Below are 250 nucleotides of genomic sequence, written 5' to 3' on the forward strand. Positions count from 1 at the left end.
GATTATCCAGTAAGTCATTAAATACAATACCGCCTACCGCTACTGCTTTGGTTTTAGCAACGTAACGTTGATAAGAGCGATTATAGCGAGCAAATACTCCCACATTGCCAAAGTCTTGACTGACGCTAATGGATAGGGTTTGCCCAGCGCGATTCGCCTCTAAGTCATTAGCAGAGGTTTGAGGGCTAGAAGTATCATCAATGTCTGCGACACTTACTTTAAACTCACCCCCTCCAAAGTTGAACTGCGG

Annotated in this window: 1 protein-coding gene; it reads right to left on the reverse strand. The window is 44.8% G+C overall.

The genetic code is table 11. The features are described 5' to 3' along the window. A partial coding sequence (locus tag Q4528_RS15085) for a hypothetical protein (protein WP_303522503.1) occupies positions 1-250 on the reverse strand: 250 nt, incomplete at both ends.

Source organism: Staphylococcus pasteuri, assembly GCF_030547725.1.
In the GTDB taxonomy this organism is placed as follows: domain Bacteria; phylum Bacillota; class Bacilli; order Staphylococcales; family Staphylococcaceae; genus Staphylococcus; species Staphylococcus pasteuri.